At 42.3% G+C, this 15774-nt stretch carries 15 protein-coding genes; 9 read left to right on the forward strand and 6 right to left on the reverse strand.

Annotated features, from left to right (window positions below; genetic code table 11):
- The first annotated feature begins 56 nt into the window (after positions 1–56).
- The 7 genes from rutA (at position 57) to ACE01R_RS01560 (ending at position 5939) form a co-directional block, all read left to right on the forward strand.
- Positions 57–1172 (forward strand): pyrimidine utilization protein A, encoded by a 1116-nt coding sequence (rutA, locus tag ACE01R_RS01530; RefSeq protein ID WP_395544449.1) that lies wholly within the window; start codon positions 57–59, stop codon positions 1170–1172.
- Positions 1169–1930 carry a pyrimidine utilization protein B gene (rutB, locus tag ACE01R_RS01535; protein WP_395544450.1) on the forward strand — a complete coding sequence of 254 codons (762 nt, stop codon included), beginning with the start codon at positions 1169–1171 and terminating at the stop codon, positions 1928–1930. The genes rutA and rutB overlap by 4 nt, the downstream gene beginning before the upstream one ends.
- 20 nt (positions 1931–1950) lie before the next feature.
- A complete protein-coding gene (gene rutC, locus ACE01R_RS01540) occupies positions 1951–2331 on the forward strand; it encodes a pyrimidine utilization protein C (RefSeq protein ID WP_131289406.1) in 381 nt (126 codons plus the stop codon).
- A 172-nt stretch (positions 2332–2503) separates the two neighbouring features.
- Complete coding sequence (gene rutF, locus ACE01R_RS01545) at positions 2504–3013, forward strand: NADH-dependent FMN reductase RutF (protein WP_395545204.1); 510 nt, start codon at positions 2504–2506, stop codon at positions 3011–3013.
- A gap of 32 nt (positions 3014–3045) precedes the next feature.
- Entirely contained in the window at positions 3046–4401 is a 1356-nt protein-coding gene (gene rutG, locus ACE01R_RS01550) for a pyrimidine utilization transport protein G (RefSeq protein ID WP_395544451.1), read from the forward strand.
- Positions 4402–4410: 9 nt separating this feature from the next.
- Complete coding sequence (locus ACE01R_RS01555; RefSeq protein ID WP_395544453.1) at positions 4411–5283, forward strand: NAD(P)-dependent oxidoreductase; 873 nt, start codon at positions 4411–4413, stop codon at positions 5281–5283.
- Positions 5284–5525: 242 nt separating this feature from the next.
- Positions 5526–5939, forward strand: coding sequence for a TM2 domain-containing protein (locus tag ACE01R_RS01560; protein WP_395544458.1), 414 nt, complete (start codon positions 5526–5528; stop codon positions 5937–5939).
- A gap of 42 nt (positions 5940–5981) precedes the next feature.
- Here the strand turns inward: ACE01R_RS01560 and ACE01R_RS01565 are convergent, their stop codons facing one another.
- From ACE01R_RS01565 to ACE01R_RS01590, 6 genes are all read right to left on the reverse strand, one after another.
- Positions 5982–6587 carry a DUF805 domain-containing protein gene (locus ACE01R_RS01565; RefSeq protein WP_395544467.1) on the reverse strand — a complete coding sequence of 202 codons (606 nt, stop codon included), beginning with the start codon at positions 6585–6587 and terminating at the stop codon, positions 5982–5984.
- Between the two features lie 193 nt (positions 6588–6780).
- Positions 6781–7356 (reverse strand): hypothetical protein, encoded by a 576-nt coding sequence (locus ACE01R_RS01570; protein WP_395544468.1) that lies wholly within the window; start codon positions 7354–7356, stop codon positions 6781–6783.
- 75 nt (positions 7357–7431) lie between these two features.
- Positions 7432–7821, reverse strand: a complete 390-nt coding sequence (locus ACE01R_RS01575) for a hypothetical protein (protein WP_395544471.1) — start codon at positions 7819–7821, stop codon at positions 7432–7434.
- A gap of 209 nt (positions 7822–8030) precedes the next feature.
- Positions 8031–9314 (reverse strand): ribonucleotide-diphosphate reductase subunit beta, encoded by a 1284-nt coding sequence (locus tag ACE01R_RS01580; RefSeq protein ID WP_395544474.1) that lies wholly within the window; start codon positions 9312–9314, stop codon positions 8031–8033.
- A gap of 137 nt (positions 9315–9451) precedes the next feature.
- Entirely contained in the window at positions 9452–9583 is a 132-nt protein-coding gene (locus ACE01R_RS01585; RefSeq protein ID WP_086196044.1) for a preprotein translocase subunit YajC, read from the reverse strand.
- A 339-nt stretch (positions 9584–9922) separates the two neighbouring features.
- Positions 9923–12751 (reverse strand): ribonucleoside-diphosphate reductase subunit alpha, encoded by a 2829-nt coding sequence (locus ACE01R_RS01590; protein WP_395544476.1) that lies wholly within the window; start codon positions 12749–12751, stop codon positions 9923–9925.
- A gap of 590 nt (positions 12752–13341) precedes the next feature.
- Here ACE01R_RS01590 and bfmR point away from each other — a divergent pair.
- The gene (gene bfmR / locus ACE01R_RS01595; protein WP_086196042.1) at positions 13342–14055 is read left to right on the forward strand and encodes a response regulator transcription factor BfmR; all 714 of its coding nucleotides are present in this window, start codon (positions 13342–13344) and stop codon (positions 14053–14055) included.
- 31 nt (positions 14056–14086) lie between these two features.
- Complete coding sequence (bfmS, locus tag ACE01R_RS01600; RefSeq protein WP_395544478.1) at positions 14087–15757, forward strand: sensor histidine kinase BfmS; 1671 nt, start codon at positions 14087–14089, stop codon at positions 15755–15757.
- The last annotated feature ends 17 nt before the right edge of the window (positions 15758–15774 follow it).

Here is a 15774-nt window from a genome sequence, read left to right on the forward strand (position 1 = left end):
AAGGCTGTTTCTTAAAGCATATTGATAACCAGATGGTAAAAAAAGAGGTATTAGAAATGAAAATAGGCGTCTTTTGTCCAATCGGAAATAATGGCTGGTTGCTCTCGGAAAATGCACCGCAATATAAACCAAGTTTTGAAATGAACAAGCAAATTGTACAGCGTGCAGAACATTATGGATTTGACTTTGCACTTTCGATGATCAAGCTGCGTGGCTTTGGCGGGAAAACTGAATTTTGGGATCATAACCTCGAAACATTTACTTTAATGGCAGGTCTTGCTGCAGTCACCAGTAAAATTAAAATTTATGCCACTGCGGCAACTTTGGTGATGCCACCTGCGATTGTAGCTCGTATGGCATCGACCATTGATTCCATTTCAAATGGACGTTTCGGTCTGAATGTGGTTACTGGCTGGCAAGCCCCTGAATATAAGCAGATGGGTATGTGGCCGGGCGATGAATACTTCGCGAAACGTTATGACTATTTATCTGAATATGTCGAAATTTTACGGGAGCTTTGGGCGACGGGTAAATCGGACTTTAAAGGTGAGCATTTCCAAATGGATGATTGCCGGGTCAGTCCGTTACCACAAGCAGATATGAAAATCATCTGCGCAGGGCAATCCGATACCGGACTGGAGTTTTCCGCCAAATATGCAGACTATAACTTTGTTTTTGGGAAAGGCTTAAATACACCAACAGCTTATGCAGACATCAATGACCGCTTAAAGGCACATACCGACAAAACCGGACGCGATGTACAAACCTATGTGCTGTTTATGGTGATTGCCGCAGAAACTGATGAAGAAGCTTTTGCAAAATGGCAAAGCTATAACGATGGGGCAGATGTCGAAGCGATTAACTGGCTAATGAATCAAGGCAGTAAAGATACCAAATCAGGCGCCGATACCAATATTCGCCAAATGGCATCCAGTGTATCTCCAGTGAATATCAACATGGGAACCATTGTCGGCTCTTTTGAAAATGTCGCAAAAATGCTGGATGAAATTGGTGAAATCGACGGAACCGAAGGCATTCTTTTAACTTTCGATGATTTTATTCAAGGCGTGGAAGATTTCGGTCAAAAAATTCAACCGTTAATGAAATGCCGTGAACATATTGTCATTGAAGCTGATGTGACTCAAATCCAAAATTTGGAGAAATCAGCATGAATACAAATGAATCCTTGGAAAATGTGGTCTGTGCAGGATTTACCAAAGCCGCAGGTACTGGAAAAGTGTTAAAGGCAGAACCGGAAGCCATTCAACTAGCGCCCGAGCAAACTGCTTTAATTGTGATTGACATGCAGAATGCCTATACCTCTAAAGGTGGCTATTTAGACTTGGCGGGTTTTGATGTTTCAAAAACCAAGCCGGTGGTGGAGAACATCAAAAAAGCAGTCGATGTGGCACATGCATCAAACATTCAGGTGATTTATTTTAAAAATGGCTGGGATGATCAGTATGTAGAAGCAGGAGGAGTTAATTCTCCCAATTTCCATAAATCCAATGCCTTAAAAACAATGCGTAAGCATCCTGAATTACAGGGGAAATTACTCGCCAAAGGCGGCTGGGACTTTGAACTGATTGACGAGCTCAAACCTTTGGCTCAAGACATCGTAATTGAAAAACCTCGTTATAGTGGTTTCTTTAATACGGCGCTGGACAGCATGTTACGTAGCAAAGGTATTCGGAATTTGGTGTTTGTCGGTATAGCCACCAATGTTTGTGTCGAGTCGACTTTAAGAGACGGCTTTTTCCTGGAGTATTTTGGTGTAGCACTGGACGATGCCTGTTATCAAGCAGGACCGGTGGAAGCGCATGCAGCCAGTCTGTACAACATTAAAACCTTCTTTGGCTGGGTATCCGATACGCAGAATTTCGTCGAAACGTTTCAATCCAAATCAGACATCTTAGAAAAATCAGCTTAAGTCGTTATAGGGGAAAACACATGCCTAAAGAAATTATTTTACCCGCAGGAACAGGAAAACCATTGGCACCGTACGTGCCGGCAACCAAAGCGGACAATATTGTATACGTGTCAGGTACTTTGGCTTTTGATGAAAATAACAATGTCGTGCATGTCGGGGATGCTGCTGCGCAAACCCGTCACATTCTGGAAACCATTAAAAAAGTCATTGAAACAGCAGGCGGCAGCATGGATGACGTGACCTTTAATCATGTCTTTGTGAAAGACTGGGCTGATTATGCCGCGATCAATACTGTCTATGCTGAGTATTTCCCGGGCGATAAGCCGGCACGCTATTGCGTACAAACCGGATTGGTGAAGCCGGATGCTTTAGTTGAAATTGCATCTATTGCCCATGTTTAAATGAAGAAAATTTTCAAGAAAACAGATCTAACCAGAGATCAATAAAGGACAAAGCTGAAATTCAGTTTGAACGATCAAGATTAGAATTTCAGTGATGGAGGTGATGATGAACAGCAAAATCCTGACAGTTCAGTCTGCAAAAGATTTACTACAGCATGCGCAAAATTTTCAAATGACTGCTGATGACGCACCTATAGAAATTGCTTCGTCTACTTTTAGACAAGGGATGTCCAATTTAGGTGCAGCCGTCAATGTAATTACCACAGATGGTGCAGCGGGTCAGGCGGGTTTTACCGCTTCTGCTGTGTGTAGTGTCACTGATTCGCCGCCAACCTTATTGGTGTGTTTAAACCGTTCGGCGTCTGTATTTGAAACCTTTAAATGCAACCAGGTACTATGTGTAAATACTCTTGCTGCACATCACACTGAATTATCAAATGTTTTTGGTGGGAAAACGCCAATGTCGGAACGATTCTTGCGTGGAAAATGGTCAACACTGATCACACAAGCGCCCGTATTGGAAGATGCATTGGTGTCGTTTGATTGTGAAATAGTGCAAAGCATGTCGGTCGGCAGTCACGATGTACTGATTTGTCAGGTCAAAGCAATGAAACAAAATGAAGGCAAGAATGCATTGATGTATTTCAACCGTGCTTATTGTGAGCCGCAACCCATGAATTAATCCAATATCCTAATTAAGGGGAGGGGAAACCCATGCAAAAAAAAGAATCGTGGTTTCCGAAATTTAAGCCTTACCAAGGCAATCTAGATACAACACCAGTACAGGTAGATGAATATTTACCTGCGGGGAAAAGTATAGTTTTAGGCTTGCAACACGCTTTTGCCATGTTTGGGGCAACGGTACTTGCACCTTTGTTGATGGGTTTCGATCCGAACTTAACCATTCTAATTACCGGGATCGGGACCATTTTATTTTTCCTGATTACTGGCGGCCGCATGCCGAGTTATCTGGGGTCGAGCTTTGCTTTTATTGGTGCAGTTGCTGCAGCAACCGGTTATGCCGGTGCGGGATCTAACCCCAATATTGCCTTGGCGCTGGGCGGAACTATTGTCTGTGGTCTGATTTATGCAGGTATTGGTTTAATTGTCATGAAAACCGGTACCAGCTGGATTGAAAAACTGATGCCCCCGATTGTCACGGGTGCCATTGTGATGATTATCGGGTTGAATCTTGCACCCGTGACTATTAAAAGTGTGTCTGCAAGTTCATTTGATACCTGGATGGCGGTGGTTACCATTATCTGTATTAGCCTGGTGGCCGTGTTTACCCGTGGAATGGTGCGCCGTTTATTACTTTTACTGGGTATTGTGGCTGCCTATTTTATTTATTTCCTGATGACCAATGTCATGGGTTTCGGCACACCAATTAATTTCAGTGCTGTTTCTGAAGCTGCCTGGATTGGCTTACCGACTTTGCATAGTCCTGTTTTTAATGCCAATGCCATTTTATTGATTGCACCAGTTGCACTGATTTTGGTTGCAGAAAACTTGGGCCACTTTAAAGCGGTTTCGGGCATGACCGGCAAAAATCTTGATCCATATATGGGACGTGCATTCTTTGCAGACGGTATATGTACTTCAATGTCTGCATCGGTCGGTGGTACGGGTATGACCACTTATGCTGAGAATATTGGCGTAATGGCAGTCACTAAAGTCTATTCAACGACAATTTTTGTTGTAGCGGGTCTGTTCGCCATTTTACTGGGCTTATCACCAAAATTTGGTGCCGTAATTAGTACTATTCCAGTGGCATTATTGGGCGGTGCATCCATCATGGTATTTGGTTTAATTACTGTAGCCGGTGCAAAAATCTGGATTGATAACAAAGTCGATTTCACCAAAAACAGCACGTTAATTATTGCTGCGGTCAGCCTGATTATGGGAGCAGGTAACTTTAGTCTAAAAATTGGTATCTTCGATTTAGGCGGTATTGGAACCGCAACTTTGGCGGCGATTGTACTGAATCTGTTTTTAAATCGTGGTGAGGAAAAAACCAGTTCCAGCAGTGAAAATACAGAAACCCCGGCTACCCCTGTAGTTAACCCTTAGGAGGATATTTTGAGTCAGACAATTGCATTTATTGGACTCGGGGCAATGGGGTGGCATATGGCCTCCCATCTTCCTAAACTTGGACATGAAGTTTGGGTCTGGAACAGAACTCAGTCCAAGGCAGATCATCATTCTGTGCTTTTTCAAACGCAATCTGTCGATATCGAAAAAGCAGTCCAAGCAGATTATATATTTTCATGTTTACCTACCAGTGCAAATGTAGAACAGCTGATTGCAGCGCATCCTCCCAAGTCCGGCAGTATCTGGATTGATTGCACCAGTGGTGTTCCACAATCCGCACAACAGTTAAATCGAGCTCTAAAAAAAATAGGGGTTGAATATCTGGATGCACCGGTTTCAGGTCAAACCATCGGCGCTGAAAAAGGTACTTTAACCGTGATGATTGGTGGCGATGCTGATGCTTTTGATAAAGCCAGACCGATCATTGCTGCATTTTCAGGTCTCATTGAATATGTCGGCGAAAGCGGTTCTGGCTTTGCGGTGAAAGCGATTAACAATACCTTGATGGCTACCCATTTATGGGCTTTGGCAGAAGGTCTAATGGTATTGAAATCTAAAGGTGTGAATTTATCAGCAGCTTTGAATTGTATTAATCATTCCAGCGGTAAAAGCAGTATGTCTGAAAATATTATGGCACAGCGCGTGTTGAACCGAAGTTTTGATAAAACCTTTGCGCTGGATTTGTTGCAAAAAGATATTGGCATTGCTATCGATTTGGTTCAGCAAGAGTCCTTGCAGCTTCCAAGTATGCACCTGATTCAGCAACAATTTACCCACTTTGAAAAAGATGAGGCGAGTCAACTGGATTTCTCTGCTGCCATACAGGGTTTGGAAAAGATCAATCAAATCGAGTTGCGATAAATATATAGCTCGTCAGATTAAACCAGTTATTAAAGACTCGGATTTAAAAGTCCGGGTTTTTTATTTGAAGCACTTTTGGCATTCAGTTATTTAACTGGCCTGTTTTATAAAATGACAGAACAACGATTAGATGTACTGACAGTGGGATATTCTCCGAATAAGCTGCCTATTGATACCTGTTTTAAATTTGTACAATTAACCCTATAATTTAAAAGCGAATATAAATAAAAATAAGGGGATTTATGAAAGGGCAGATATTGGATTTTTCCATTCAGAGCAATTCCGGAGTTATCAGCGGAAATGATCAAAACCGTTATCAGTTTTCTGGAGCAGGCTGGCGTGGGAAAATTCCACCTGCCCGGGGTCAGAACGTTGATTTTACAGTGGATGGAACTGGTCAGGCCAATGATATTTATGTGCTGAGTTCAGCTTCAGTATTTCCAACTCAAGTGGGCGAAAAAAACAGGATTGTTGCAGCAATTTTGGCTTTTTTCCTTGGTGGCTTTGGGGTTCACAAATTTTATTTGGGTCAAATTGGCTGGGGCATTGTTTATCTGATTTTCTGCTGGACATTCATTCCAGCAATCGTGGCTTTCATCGAGTTCATTATTTACTTGTGTACCTCAGATGAAGAATTTGCTCGCAAATACGGCTAAATGATTATTTAAAAAGGGCGCGATCGCCCTTTTTTACTTGTTTTACTTAGCAGGTTGTCCCCACTGATTATTTTCCCGTTTGGTGTCTGAAGCCCACCAGATAATGAGCGGAATAATGCCAATAACGGTCAGGATCAGCAGTTGCCACCAGCCAGAACGCTCTACATCGTGCAGACGACGTGCACCTACAGCCAGGCTTGGCACGAGTAAGGCTAAATTTAATAGGCCATTCAGTAATTTGTCAGTACCTAAGATTGCGTCAATGATTTGTACAATGATGCCTAAAATCATCGATGCTAACATGAAGTACCAAAATTCCTTCCTGCGTGAACGTCCATCAAATACAGCATAGTTTTTCAGGCATTTTACAAACCAGTCAATCATATTGAATTGTTCTTCAGCCTTATTTTGGTCTGAGATTTTGTCGAGTTGCTCTGAAATATTCTGTATGGGATTGCTCGGCGTTAATGCGGTAAAGATTTGAATTGCACTGCCAGTCTGATCAACATCAAAATCCACGCGATCACCACGAGTAGGCGGGCGTTGTCCGTGCCATTCTGCACCGGTAAAATTGTAGCGGTTCTGGTCGTCGCCACTGATAATGCCTGTGTTGGTCTGGATGGAAAAATCCAAGATACTGCCTTTCATTTTTAACCTCTATTTTTATGGTATGCGTTATCAATTTAGTCTTGTTATTGCATGTCATCATAGCAGAAATGATTAAAATTCAAACTTGTTATTTGTTTTCAAGTTGCTGTATTAATAACGTTTTTTTAATGAAAAATCCCGCCATATAAACGGAATTTTTTATTGGTATTTTTATTTTGCTATATAAATATGACTATTCAGCTACTACTTGAATATTTTTCAGGCTTGCTGAATCAATAAAATAGTCGTGAAATAATTCCTGTTTAATTTCTATATAATATTTTCGCTGCGTTTGTAATTGGTTGTTAAATCCAGAAATGTGATCTGAGATATAAATTTTATCAGTCCCTACATTTGCTGCTAAAGCTGGAGGTAAATGCCAAATTTGCACATTATTTTCCATACTTTCTAAAGTAAGCATACTGTTCAGGGTTGAATGGTGAGCTTCACTGTACCAACGGTTCAATTGTAAGTTAACAAAATAAAGGGAAGCACCTAAAAAAATACCGCTACAGATGGTTCCAATGAGTGGATATTTCTTATTTTCTGCCCGAATAAAAGGGTATGCCAATGCGGTCATCGCAATGATCAATGGAATTGCCCATAAATAAGATTCAACAGCAAAGTGTTGTGCCTTGAATAGAAATACAGGGGCAAACATCGCAGCAATTACTAGGAGGACACTGAATATAATCAGCGATGGGGTGCGATTGCCAATATCTTCACTCGCATATTTAGCCTGGATTGGTTGTACAACAGTGTGCTCCACTTGTGTGGCATCAAAGCCCCAATGATGTTGAATCGCACTAATCAGTTCATGCCGCTGTTCTGTTGAAAAAATATGCTAGGGTAGTATGACCATGTGTATGGAGCATAAACTCAAGTGTTGTTGCTGATGTTTAAACCATAAATACCCATGTTCACGCCAATGTTCATCATCATGCTGTGGGGTTTTTTTGAATAAAGGCTTTAACAACAGGGGATACTTCATTCGTTGTTGTGATTTTACATCCGGTACGATTTTGATATCTTCTATATATTGTCGTTCAATTTGATATTTCAGGAATGGAATACGCTGAGCAATACGATGCGTGGTGAGAATAACCCGCATTGTAGAGAACCAGAGAGCGCCAATAAAGAGCACCACTAAATCTAAAATTTTGCCTAAGGGAAAATTATTTTCGACCAAGCTGGGCCAGCGGATCATCAAGATGATCACTACTGCGACCATCATTAAAGCAGCGCAGAATTTATAAGTCTGAGGATAGATATTAAGCAATTCACGCTCAGGAGAATTTGGTGGCTAGGCGGGATGTATATTTTTTATCATATTGTTGTTCTGGTGCTTTATCACATTTAAGTTTTTGTTTTTTATCAATTTATCATAATTATTAAGTATAAAAAATCCCGCTACATGAGCGGGATTTTTTTAGAATTTTTCAATTACCAGCTTAACGCACCACCAGTTTGGTAATCCGTTACACGCGTTTCAAAGAAGTTTTTCTCTTTACGCAAGTCCATCATTTCCGACATCCACTGGAATGGGTTATTCACGCCAGCGAACTGTTCAGGCAAACCAAGTTGCGCTAAACGACGGTTACAGATGAACTTCAGGTATTCTTCCATCATCGCAGCATTCATGCCGAGTACACCGCGTGGCATGGTGTCACGTGCATATTCGATTTCAAGCATGGTGCCTTCAAGAATCATCTGGATGATTTCTTCCTGGAATTCAGTAGTCCATAAACCTGGGTTTTCAATCTTGATCTGGTTGATCATATCGATACCGAAGTTCAAGTGCATAGACTCATCACGCAGAATGTACTGGAATTGCTCGGCAACACCATTCATCTTGTTACGACGGCCCATAGACAGGATCTGGCTGAAACCACAGTAGAAGAAGATCCCTTCAAGTACACAGTAGAACGCGATCAGGTTACGAAGCAAAATCTGGTCGTTTTCAGGTGTGCCAGTTTTGAAAGTAGGATCACTTAAAGACTGGGTGTATTTCAGACCCCAAGCGGCTTTACGCGCAACTGACGGTACTTCGCGGTACATGTTGAAGACTTCGCCTTCATCCATCCCTAAAGATTCGATACAGTACTGATAAGCATGCGTATGAATCGCTTCTTCAAATGCTTGACGCAAGATGTACTGACGGCATTCAGGGTTGGTAATGTGACGGTAAATCGCAAGTACCAGGTTGTTTGCAACCAGTGAATCGGCAGTCGAGAAGAAACCAAGTGAACGCATAACAATGGTACGTTCATCTTCAGTCAAGCCATTTTCAGACTTCCACAACGCGATGTCGTGGTTCATGTTGACTTCTTGTGGCATCCAGTGGTTTGCACAACCGTCCAGATATTTCTGCCAAGCCCATTCGTATTTGAACGGTACAAGCTGGTTCAAGTCAGCACGACAGTTGATCATGGCTTTATCATCAACTTGTACACGCTGAGCGCCCATTTCAAGTTCTTCCAGACCTGGAGCAACATCAAGGTTCTCTAGGGAAGAAGATGCTCTTGCCAATGAATCGGTTGGATTTGATCCTCGGTTTTGAGTGGCTCTAAGGGGTTGTGCAGTTGCCACATCCGACGGTGCGTTGTGTGCATCAGATACCACCTGTGTATGAGCCGCTTTTTGCGGTTCGACGGGCGCAGACTTGTGTTCAGGTGCAGCCGGTTTTTGCGAATCATCTTCGAAATCGTCCCAACTTAGGATAGACATATCAATTCTCTCTTCGATGCTTATATCTGTTATCTGACATCTCACAAACGAAGATGTCTACTATACGCTTAAATTGTGTAAGCAAAATTAAGTTTTGCCGATCACTGTTTTAATCTTGTTCGATAGGACAGATATCCTCACGACTTATTTTGATTACGCTGCTGTTTGCGAATGGCTAAAAACGCATAAACCATAGGCGTGTAAAAGAAAATAAAGGCAAACACCAGTACTGCAAGTCCTAACATGTAGTTATGGGTCATATGGAGCATGGTGTTTTCCTTTGTGTGTTTAATGTGATTTAGAATTTTTTGTCGTGGTTACCATAGTAATTATGGTTAGTGATGTTATTTATAATTTTCATATTTTGCGAATTATCTCTATTTGCTTTAAATGAAAATTTTAACTTCACTGCATACAACGTTGCTAAAAAAGCTATTAATCCTAAAACACATATGATTATAAAGCTGTCCATTTAATCACCGTTAATTTTGGCGATTTAGCTATCTCCGACTATTAACAACATCCTTGATAGCCAAATTGGCTATTTTCAGAGCTAATTAATTCATTAAATTAATTAGCTCGACGGATAAATTGCTTTTAATCAGTGATTACTGACAAGCCTCACAATCAGGGTTGTCAATTGAACATGCCATTGGCACTGGTGCTGCTTGAGCAAAATCGTCTTCAACAGCTGCTTCAGCTTTCACTTCAGGCGCTACCGCAGCAGTAACAGGCGCTGCAACAGTGGCAGGTTTCACTGCATTCAATGCACCCGTGTTAATCGTAGATTTCTCTGCAGAAGTCGCACCCAATGCACGGAGGTAATAAGTTGTCTTCAGACCACGTAACCAAGCCATTTTATAGGTCAGGTCAAGTTTCTTACCGTTTGCACCAGAGATGTAAAGGTTAAGAGATTGAGCTTGGTCGATCCATTTTTGACGGCGTGATGCCGCATCTACAATCCAGCGTGGTTCAACTTCGAACGCAGTCGCGAAGATCGCTTTAAGCTCTTCAGGAATACGAGAAATTTTCTGTACAGAACCTTCGAAGTGTTTCAGGTCGTTGACCATCACTGAATCCCAAAGACCGCGATCTTTTAACGCACGTACCAGGTACGGGTTAATCACTGTGAATTCACCAGAAAGGTTAGATTTCACATACAGGTTTTGGAATGTCGGTTCGATAGACTGAGAAACACCACAGATGTTCGAAATAGTCGCAGTCGGAGCAATCGCCATTACGTTCGAGTTACGCATACCGTCTTTTTGAACTTTGGCACGTAAAGTGTCCCAGTCCAAACGCTGTGTGCGGTCAACTTCAAACATACGTTCTGGGCGTGATTTCGCAACGATGTCTAAAGAATCGATTGGCAGGATACCTTGATCCCAAAGTGATCCTTTAAATGTTTCGTAAGTACCACGTTCAATCGCCAAGTCGCTGGAAGTCTGAATTGCGTAGTAGCTGATCACTTCCATCGATTCGTCAGCGAAATCTACAGCTTCGTCAGAACCGTAAGCCAGTTTCATTTCATATAAAGCATCCTGGAAGCCCATGATACCCATACCAACTGGACGGTGTTTCAAGTTCGAATTTTTCGCTTGAGGTACTGCGTAGTAGTTGATGTCGATTACGTTATCGAGCATACGAACTGCGGTTTTAACCGTACGCGCCAATTTTTCACGGTCTAGTACACCACCTTGAACGTGTTGTACCAGGTTGATCGAACCTAAGTTACATACCGCAATTTCGTCTTGGTTTGTATTGAGCGTGATTTCTGTACACAAGTTAGATGAATGCACTACGCCCACGTGTTGTTGTGGTGAACGCAAGTTACATACGTCTTTGAACGTGATCCAAGGGTGACCAGTTTCAAACAACATAGAAAGCATTTTGCGCCACAAGTCTTTGGCACGGACTTTCTTATGCAGCATGTCGGTTTCTTTGGCAATGCTTTCATAGTAAGCATAACGTTCAGCGAATGCCTGACCAGTTAAATCGTGAAGATCTGGCGTTTCAGAAGGTGTGAATAGTGTCCATTCAGCATCTTCGAATACACGTTGCATGAATAAGTCTGGAACCCAGTTTGCTGTGTTCATATCGTGAGTACGACGACGGTCATCACCCGTGTTCTTACGCAGTTCCAGGAATTCTTCGATGTCCAAGTGCCAAGTTTCTAAGTACGCACATACCGCACCTTTACGCTTACCACCCTGGTTAACCGCAACAGCTGTATCGTTGGCTACTTTAAGGAATGGAACAACACCTTGTGACTTACCGTTTGTGCCTTTGATATAAGAGTTCAAGGCACGAACTGGTGTCCAGTCATTACCTAAACCGCCCGCCCATTTAGACAGCATCGCGTTATCGCGCATTGCGCCATAAATGTTGTAAAGGTCATCGGCAATCGTGGTTAAGTAGCAGCTCGACAATTGTGGACGTAAAGTACCAGAGTTGAACAGGGTCGGTGTAGATGCCATGTAATCGAAGCTAGACAATAAGTTATAGAACTCGATTGCACGTTCTTCGCGGTTATCTTCATTTAATGCCAGACCCATCGACACACGCATAAAGAACAATTGCGGAAGTTCAAAGCGGACGCCGTCAGAGTGAATGAAGTAACGGTCAAATAAGGTTTGCAGACCTAAGTAAGTAAACTGGTTAGAGCGTTCTGGTTGAATCGCCGCTGCCAATTTTGCCAGATCAAAGTCAAGAAGATCTGCAGATAACAGATCAAGCTCTACACCTTTTTTCAGGAATGTTTCTAAAGCATCACTCTCTAAAGTGTCTTTGCCTAAGCCCAAGAACTCTAAACCGGTTGCCACCAAGTTGTCGCGAAGCAGGCGAGCAGTGACATAAGTATAGTTAGGTTCTTGTTCAATACGAGTACGCGTCGCCATCATCATGGTCGTTGAGATGTCAGACTCTTTTACGCCGTTATATAGGTTTTTTACGGTTTCATCGACAATGGCCTTAACGTCAATACCTTCCAAACCTTCAGCAGCTTTTGCCACATGTGCTTCTAGTGCACCCAGGTCAAGCGGCTTAAGCTGACCATTAGCAGTCGTTACCTGTAAAGTAGGGTGGTGATGAGCGCCAGTCTGTTTGCGTGCTTCAGAGCGTTGTTCGCGGTAGATGACATACGCACGTGCAACTTTTTGTTCACCTGTACGCATAAGCGCAAGTTCAACCTGGTCTTGAATTTCTTCAATATGAATCGTGCCGCCTGACGGTAAACGACGGTTAAACGTGTTCATTACCATCTCGGTCAGTTGCTCGATACGGTCATGAATACGGCTAGAATCAGCACTTTGCTGGCCTTCTACAGCCAAAAAAGCTTTACCAATCGCTACAGAAATTTTTTCTGCGTCAAAAGTGGCAACATCACCGGTGCGTTTAATCACCTGAAGTTGACCAGGAGTTGAAGTGATTACGCTCATTGTGGCATAGCTCCATTGTCATCTATTGTTTTATATGTGCGGACCATTTGAACTGGATGAAATTTCATCTCAGTGTTTGATGATTAAACACAAGAACTAGTGGTTTAAAATCGGAATAAGCACAAGATACGGGAAAATTCAGGGTAGATCAATATTGACATTTCTTTAAAATTTTTGATTGAACTCTGCAATGATCCTTTGCAAAAACATCCCTTTTTTTATGTTTCTTGTAGAAGCCTTATTGGACAAGGGCATAGCATAGCAAAGCTAAAAAAATGTGCTTATAGATAACATTGTGGATAACTTAAAAGAAATTGATTAACTAGTCAGAAACTGTGCAAATAGCAAGAAGGATCAAAAAACAGACATTTTGTAACTAGATATTTCTATAAATAGCCTAAAAATCACTAAAAAATGAAAAATCCAATAAATTCAATGTTTAAAAAAAATATAACAAAATGCTACTTTGATGTATCAGTTTGGTGAACAGCATCTTGTTTACAATGTAAACGTGTGTATATTGCTGAATATATTAAAGCGTATCCAACGGATTTTTAAGGATACCTTAATCCAATATAAAGGGGCATTTTATGAGCCAAGAAGAAAAGTTACCTAAAATTTTAATTGTTGAAGACGATGAACGTCTTGCGCGTTTGACTCAAGAATACCTGATTCGTAATGGATTAGAAGTTGGGGTAGAACCTGATGGTAATCGTGCAATCCGCCGTATCATTGCTGAACAACCAGATTTAGTGGTGCTTGATGTTATGTTGCCGGGTGCGGATGGTTTAACCATTTGTCGTGAAGTACGTCCACATTATCATCAACCGATTTTGATGTTGACCGCACGTACCGAAGATATGGACCAGGTTTTAGGTCTGGAAATGGGTGCAGATGACTACGTCGCCAAACCGGTTCAACCGCGTGTATTGCTTGCCCGTATTCGTGCATTATTACGCCGTACCGACAAGGCTCCTGAAGATGAAGTGGCTCAACGCATAGAATTTGATGATCTGGTGATCGATAATGGTGGCCGATCAGTCACCTTGAATGGCGAGTTGGTAGACTTTACCAGCGCTGAATATGACCTGTTATGGTTATTGGCTTCAAATGCGGGTCGAATTCTTTCTCGTGAAGATATTTTTGAGCGTCTGCGCGGTATTGAATATGACGGTCAGGATCGTTCAATTGATGTGCGTATCTCGCGTATCCGTCCAAAAATTGGCGATGATCCTGAAAATCCAAAACGTATTAAAACGGTACGCAGTAAGGGTTATTTGTTCGTTAAAGAAACCGGTCTTTAATTTCTGCCCGCTAATTTTATAGGACAACTTCGTGTTTAAACACAGTATATTCTTGCGCATTTATGCGGGGTTGGTGATTTTAGTCGCCTTGGTTGCCTTATTTGGCTACCTGTTGGTACAAATCATCAATTACCAGCGTGCGCAAGAATATCGTGAATCTTTGACCGATGGTATTTCTTATATCATTAGTGAGGGTATTGCCCGACAGCCGAATGAGCAGCAGAAAAAAGACTGGATTTCTGATGCTTCTGATTTGCTTGAACTGCCGATTTACTATGTCGATGCAGCTAAGGTAGATTTATCTCGTACCGAGAGAAAACGGATTGAAGAACGTAAAGCAGCAGTTCGTTATGATGCTGAAAATTCCATCGCCTATATCATTATTGGCTTGAAAAATGATCCTCAGCATTTGCTCTATGTGAAAGTGAATAAAATAGGCGAGCGCCAGATGAAAGCGTTACCTATTTTTATTCTGGATTATCTGGTGTATTACCCTGGTCAAGAAAAAGAATATCTTGCCAAAATTAAATCGCATTTTTCTTATCCCATTGCCATTGAAAAAGTTCAGAACCTTCCACTCGATTCTGAACAAATCGGCCGACTTCGCCTGGATCACAGTATTATTCTGTACCGTGACAATGCCTCGGTACGTGGAACGACGATTTCAATTGTTTCACCTATGCCAAGTTCACCTTCCGAGGTGCTGGTTCTAGGTCCGGTGCCTTTATTTAACTGGATGCCTTTCCAGTTGGCTGCAGGTATTACCTTACTGAGCCTGTTTGTGTTAAGTCTTGGGGTGTATGGATTGCTGGTGCCGATGCAGCGTCGCTTACGTGAAGTCAATTACGCCTTGCATCGCATGAAGTCTGGTGACATGACCTTGCGTTTACCGGTCGATGGTACCGATGAAATGGCCAGTCTGGCGATCAATTACAACAGCATGTCTGATCACATTCAGCGTTTGATTGAAGCACAGCGCGAGCTGATGCGTGCTGTTTCGCATGAACTGCGGACACCAGTGGCGCGTATTCGTTTTGGTATGGAGATGCTGGCGGAAGAAGATGACTATGAGTATCGTTTACAGCAGGTTGAGCAGATTGACAAGGATATTGAAGCACTCAATACCTTGATTGATGAAATCATGACTTATGCCAAGCTGGAGCAGGGTACACCTTCTTTAGACTTTGAAAAAATCGTGCTGTTTGAAGTGCTGGATCAGGTGGTGATTGAAACCGAAGCACTGAAAACACAAAAAGAAATTGAGCTAAAAGCTCCGCCTATTAGTGTGTTGGTTGATGCCGAGCGGCGTTACTTGCATCGTGTGGTACAAAATCTGGTCGGCAATGCAGTTCGTTACTGTGATCACAAGGTAATTGTCAGTGGTGGTATTAATGACGAAGGGCTGGCCTACGTTCGGGTTGAGGATGATGGGGCTGGTGTGCCGGAAGAAGAGCGTCAGCGCATCTTTGAGGCCTTTGCCCGTTTGGATGATAGCCGTACCCGTGCTTCAGGAGGATATGGTTTGGGATTGTCGATTGTTAGCCGTATTGCCTACTGGTTTGGTGGAACCATTGAGGTAGATGAGAGTCCAGCACTGGGTGGGGCGCGTTTCACCATGTCGTGGCCTGTAAAGCGCTTCAATAAAGCAAAAAAGAAAGCCAATATCCTCAAGTCGGATGACGCTATACAGACAGAATTTTAAATAACAAGAAAGAATAA

The sequence above is a fragment of the Acinetobacter sp. BSP-28 genome (genome assembly GCF_044130285.1).
GTDB lineage: Bacteria > Pseudomonadota > Gammaproteobacteria > Pseudomonadales > Moraxellaceae > Acinetobacter.

Coding starts and splice junctions, on each gene's coding strand:
- ACE01R_RS01560 (WP_395544458.1), top strand. CDS start 5,526: ATGAAAGGGCAGATATTGGATTTTTCCATTCAGAGCAATTCCGGAGTT.
- ACE01R_RS01590 (WP_395544476.1), bottom strand. CDS start 12,751: ATGAGCGTAATCACTTCAACTCCTGGTCAACTTCAGGTGATTAAACGC.
- ACE01R_RS01575 (WP_395544471.1), bottom strand. CDS start 7,821: ATGATGGTCGCAGTAGTGATCATCTTGATGATCCGCTGGCCCAGCTTG.
- ACE01R_RS01580 (WP_395544474.1), bottom strand. CDS start 9,314: ATGTCTATCCTAAGTTGGGACGATTTCGAAGATGATTCGCAAAAACCG.
- rutF (WP_395545204.1), top strand. CDS start 2,504: ATGACTGCTGATGACGCACCTATAGAAATTGCTTCGTCTACTTTTAGA.
- rutC (WP_131289406.1), top strand. CDS start 1,951: ATGCCTAAAGAAATTATTTTACCCGCAGGAACAGGAAAACCATTGGCA.
- rutA (WP_395544449.1), top strand. CDS start 57: ATGAAAATAGGCGTCTTTTGTCCAATCGGAAATAATGGCTGGTTGCTC.
- rutB (WP_395544450.1), top strand. CDS start 1,169: ATGAATACAAATGAATCCTTGGAAAATGTGGTCTGTGCAGGATTTACC.
- bfmR (WP_086196042.1), top strand. CDS start 13,342: ATGAGCCAAGAAGAAAAGTTACCTAAAATTTTAATTGTTGAAGACGAT.
- rutG (WP_395544451.1), top strand. CDS start 3,046: ATGCAAAAAAAAGAATCGTGGTTTCCGAAATTTAAGCCTTACCAAGGC.
- ACE01R_RS01585 (WP_086196044.1), bottom strand. CDS start 9,583: ATGCTCCATATGACCCATAACTACATGTTAGGACTTGCAGTACTGGTG.
- ACE01R_RS01565 (WP_395544467.1), bottom strand. CDS start 6,587: ATGAAAGGCAGTATCTTGGATTTTTCCATCCAGACCAACACAGGCATT.